General features: G+C 57.3%; 3 protein-coding genes and 1 pseudogene. 3 read left to right on the top strand and 1 reads right to left on the bottom strand.

Features of this window, described 5'->3' with window-relative positions; all coding sequences use genetic code 11:
* From cysJ to cysH, 3 genes and pseudogenes are all read left to right on the top strand, one after another.
* Positions 1-429, top strand: a pseudogene (gene cysJ, locus ACLQ7H_RS00050) (NADPH-dependent assimilatory sulfite reductase flavoprotein subunit); the annotation flags it as partial.
* The gene (cysI, locus tag ACLQ7H_RS00045) at positions 429-2,144 is read left to right on the top strand and encodes an assimilatory sulfite reductase (NADPH) hemoprotein subunit (RefSeq protein ID WP_411750906.1); all 1,716 of its coding nucleotides are present in this window, start codon (positions 429-431) and stop codon (positions 2,142-2,144) included. The pseudogene cysJ and the gene cysI, both read left to right, overlap by 1 nt.
* A gap of 237 nt (positions 2,145-2,381) precedes the next feature.
* Positions 2,382-3,116, top strand: a complete 735-nt coding sequence (gene cysH, locus ACLQ7H_RS00040) for a phosphoadenosine phosphosulfate reductase (protein WP_411750905.1) — start codon at positions 2,382-2,384, stop codon at positions 3,114-3,116.
* 187 nt (positions 3,117-3,303) lie between these two features.
* Here the strand turns inward: cysH and ACLQ7H_RS00035 are convergent, their stop codons facing one another.
* A complete protein-coding gene (locus ACLQ7H_RS00035) occupies positions 3,304-4,386 on the bottom strand; it encodes an aminopeptidase (protein WP_411750907.1) in 1,083 nt (360 codons plus the stop codon).
* Positions 4,387-4,432: the final 46 nt, after the last annotated feature.

The following is a 4,432-nucleotide window of genomic DNA, read 5'->3' as shown; positions in this document are numbered from 1 at the left end:
ATTTGCCCCTGCACAGGTATCGCTCCGTTCCGCGCCTTTATGCAGCAGCGTGAAGCCGATGGTGCTGGGGGCAAGAACTGGCTGTTCTTTGGCAACCCGCACTTTACCGAAGACTTCCTGTACCAGGTCGAATGGCAGCGTTATGTCAAAGATGGCCTGCTGACCCGTATCGATCTGGCCTGGTCACGGGATCAACAACATAAGGTTTATGTGCAGGACAAGCTGCGCGAGCAAGGTGCGGAAGTCTGGAACTGGATCCAGCAAGGCGCGCACATTTATGTCTGTGGCGATGCCAACCGCATGGCGAAAGACGTTGAAAACACATTGTTAGCACTGGTGGCCGAGCACGGTGGTATGGATACCGAGCTGGCAGACGAATTCTTAAGCGAGCTGCGCCTTGAGCGCCGTTATCAGCGAGACGTTTACTGATGAGTGATAAACACCCCGGGCCTCTGGTGGTTGAAGGCAAACTGGCCGATGCCGAGCGTCTGAAGAAAGAGAGTAACTTCCTGCGCGGAACCATTGCCGAAGATTTACAAGACGGCCTGACCGGCGGCTTTACCGGCGATAACTTCTTGCTGATCCGTTTCCACGGCATGTATCAGCAGGACGATCGCGATATTCGCGCCGAACGTGCCGAACAAAAACTCGAGCCACGCCATGCCATGATGCTGCGCTGTCGCCTGCCGGGCGGGATTATTTCCCCGCAGCAGTGGCTGGGGATCGACAAATTCGCTGCGGAAAGCACGCTGTACGGCAGCATCCGTATCACCAACCGTCAGACGTTCCAGTTCCATGGCATCGTCAAAGGCAACGTGAAACCGGTGCACCAGTTGCTGAACCGCCTGGGGCTGGATGCATTGGCGACCGCCAACGACGTGAACCGTAACGTCCTTTGCACCTCAAACCCGGTGGAGTCGGAACTGCATCAGGAGGCGTACGAATGGGCGAAGAAAATCTCTGAGCACCTGTTGCCGCGTACCCGTGCCTATGCCGAAGTGTGGCTGGATAAAGAAAAAGTCGCGACCACGGACGAAGAGCCGATCCTGGGGGCCACTTACCTGCCGCGCAAGTTTAAAACCACGGTAGTGATCCCGCCGCAGAACGATGTGGATCTGCACGCCAACGACATGAACTTTGTGGCGATTGCCGAGCACGGCAAGCTGGTGGGCTTTAACCTGCTGGTGGGTGGCGGTCTGTCTATCGAGCATGGCAACAAGAAAACCTATGCGCGTACGGCGAGTGAGTTTGGCTATATTCCGCTGGAACACACGCTGGCCGTCGCCGAAGCGGTGGTGACCACCCAGCGTGACTGGGGCAACCGCACCGACCGTAAGAACGCCAAAACCAAATATACGCTGGAGCGGGTGGGGGTTGATACCTTCCGCGCCGAGGTCGAAAAGCGGGCTGGCATCAGCTTTGCGCCGGTGCGTCCGTACGAGTTTACCGGCCGTGGCGATCGCATCGGCTGGGTCAAAGGGGTTGATAATCACTGGCACCTGACGCTGTTTATTGAAAACGGTCGCCTGCTGGATTATCCAGGTCGTCCGCTGAAAACCGGCGTGGCCGAGATCGCCAAGATCCACCAGGGGGACTTCCGTCTGACGGCAAACCAGAACCTGATCGTGGCCGGTGTACCGGAAAGTGAAAAGGCGAAGATCGAAGCCCTGGCGCGCCAGCATGGCCTGATCGACGACGGCATCAGCGAGCAGCGCAAGAATTCGATGGCCTGCGTGTCCTATCCCACCTGCCCACTGGCGATGGCGGAGGCCGAGCGTTTCCTGCCGGAGTTTGTGACCAAGGTAGAAGGCATCATGCATCGGCATGGCGTGGGTGATGAGCACGTGGTGCTACGTATCACCGGCTGCCCGAACGGCTGTGGCCGAGCGCTGCTGGCGGAGATTGGCCTGGTGGGTAAAGCGATCGGTCGTTACAACCTGCATCTTGGTGGTAACCGTGAAGGGACGCGTATTCCCCGCATGTATCGGGAAAATATTAATGAAGACGAAATCCTGCAGACCCTCGACCAACTGGTAGAGCGTTGGGCAACAGAGCGTACTGCTGGCGAAGGCTTTGGCGATTTCACCGTTCGCACCGGGATTATCCGGCCGGTGGTGGATCCCGCGCAGGATTTCTGGGACTAACCTTGCACGGCTGCATGTTATTACGGTGCAGCCAGCCCCCTCACCCCGACCCTCTCCCACAGGGAGAGGGGGAAGCCCGAGGCTCGATGCTGCATTGGCGCTATTGTCACGTTGTAGAGTGATACGCTGTTTGCTGCTATGTGGGCGATATGCTGAATACGGGCACAATCGGTCCCCTCTCACTAACGGAGAGGGTTAGGGTGAGGGCCCACATCATCACTTTCAGGAGATCGCATCATGGCTGAATTGGATCTGGCGGCGCTGAACGCGCTACCGAAATCCGGGCAGGCGCTGGCACTGGCGGTCGTTAACGGCCAGTTGGAACAGCTTTCGGCACAGGATAGGGTTGCCTGGGCGCTGGAACATCTGCCGGGGGAGTTTGTGCTTTCCTCCAGCTTTGGTATTCAAGCGGCGGTGTGTCTGCATCTGGTCACGCGCATCAAGCCGGATATCCCGGTGATCCTGACCGATACCGGCTACCTGTTCCCGGAAACCTACCAGTTTATCGACCAACTGGCCGACAAGCTGAACCTGAACCTACAGGTATTCCGTGCCGAGCATTCACCAGCCTGGCAAGAGGCGCGCTACGGCAAGCTGTGGGAGCAGGGCGTTGAGGGCATTGAGCAGTACAATCACATCAACAAGGTAGAGCCGATGAACCGCGCGCTGGAAACGCTAGGTGCGCAAACCTGGTTTGCTGGCCTGCGCCGTGAGCAATCGGGCAGCCGTGCCAATCTGCCGGTGTTGGCGGTGCAGCGTGGGGTGTTCAAGATCCTGCCGATCATCGACTGGGATAACCGCCAGATCTACCAATACTTGACCGAACATGGATTGAGCTACCATCCTCTGTGGGATCAGGGCTACCTGTCGGTGGGCGATACCCACACTACCCGTAAATGGGAGGAAGGTATGAGCGAGGAAGAAACCCGCTTCTTCGGCCTGAAGCGCGAGTGTGGTCTGCACGAAGGTTGATGTCCCCTCACCCCAACCCTCTCCCACAGGGAGAGGGAGCTGATAGTCACTGCTCTGTTGGGAGAAAGAAGTTCACTCTCAGCTGAGGCGAATTACTCGGTGTTCATGATGAATCACTTACTTTCAGCCTAACTCGATCGGTCCCCTCTCCCTGTGGGAGAGGGTTAGGGTGAGGGGCTGTAACGTACTATTTCTTCTTTTTCTTCTTCGGCTCAGGGGCGGGATGCGCCTGTACCAACTCTTTAACCAACGGTAACAGGATCTGCACGCTGTCGTGGCTGCGCTTGTCGATCCGCCCTGGCAGGTGGGTTTCCAGATATTGCAGATTGTCGTATTGCGGACGATGCCAGGTAATCCCCTGTGGGAAATTTGGGCTGGTGGCGCGTTGCTGATAGCCGTCCTTATCCCCCAGCGACCAGTTGGTGGCTTCTACCGCCATCACCGGAATTTTGGCCTGATCGAAGACTATCTGATCGGAACAGCAACCGGTACCCGTTGGAAAACCTTTGCTGCCAGGGTTGATGCCCGCTTCAATGCCATAACGGTGGGCAATGCTCAGCGCTCGATCGCGGGATCGGACCACCACTTCCGGCTCGGTATTACGCCCGGAATGGAAATAGAGGCGATCGCCAGTGATCAGGCTGTCGAGGTTAATCACCAGCAGCGTGTTTTTGCGCTCTTCCGGCGTCATCCGGCCAAGGTAGTTTTTAGCTCCCACCGACTTCAGCTCTTCACCGCTCATCGCCACAAAGCGCAGGGTATAGGTGGTGGGGATGTTTTTCAGTCGGTTGGCCAACTCCAGCATTACGCCCACGCCGGAGGCGTTGTCATCAACCCCCTGTAGCGTCAGGCCACCGAGGTTATTGTCCACCTCATCGTCGCTAAGCGGGGTATAGGTATCGAAGTGCGCCATGATGATGACCTGCTGGGGCCGCTCACCTTTTTTAGTCGCAATCACCGAAGTGACGCTGATTTTGCGCCAGTTTTCACTAGTGTCTTTGTTGGTGTAGAGATAACGGGCGTCAAAGGTGCGGGTGTCAGCCGGGTAGCCCATCTCGGTAAACTGCTGTTTCAGGTAATCTGCGGCCAGTAATTCTGCCGGGCTGCCCGCCATACGGCCGGGGAAGTAGGTCGCGATATGGCGGATCTGGGTGGCGGCGAACTGGCCCACCGGGGCTTCTTTTACGGGTTTGGTAGCGGCCGAAACGCTTACAGCACTGCCGAGAGCGACTAACAACAGCCCAGCCCTCAGACACAAGCGGGAAAACATACCGAAAAATCCTTCTCTGACAGCGGTGATGCCGATTATTTTTGCG

Origin of the sequence: Serratia sp. (in: enterobacteria) (assembly GCF_046715635.1) — a bacterium.
Lineage (GTDB): Bacteria > Pseudomonadota > Gammaproteobacteria > Enterobacterales > Enterobacteriaceae > Chania.
Note: the sequence above shows the minus strand (reverse complement) of the source record. Positions and strands in the feature narration are given on the sequence as shown.

Coding starts and splice junctions, on each gene's coding strand:
- cysI (WP_411750906.1), top strand. CDS start 429: ATGAGTGATAAACACCCCGGGCCTCTGGTGGTTGAAGGCAAACTGGCC.
- cysH (WP_411750905.1), top strand. CDS start 2,382: ATGGCTGAATTGGATCTGGCGGCGCTGAACGCGCTACCGAAATCCGGG.
- ACLQ7H_RS00035 (WP_411750907.1), bottom strand. CDS start 4,386: ATGTTTTCCCGCTTGTGTCTGAGGGCTGGGCTGTTGTTAGTCGCTCTC.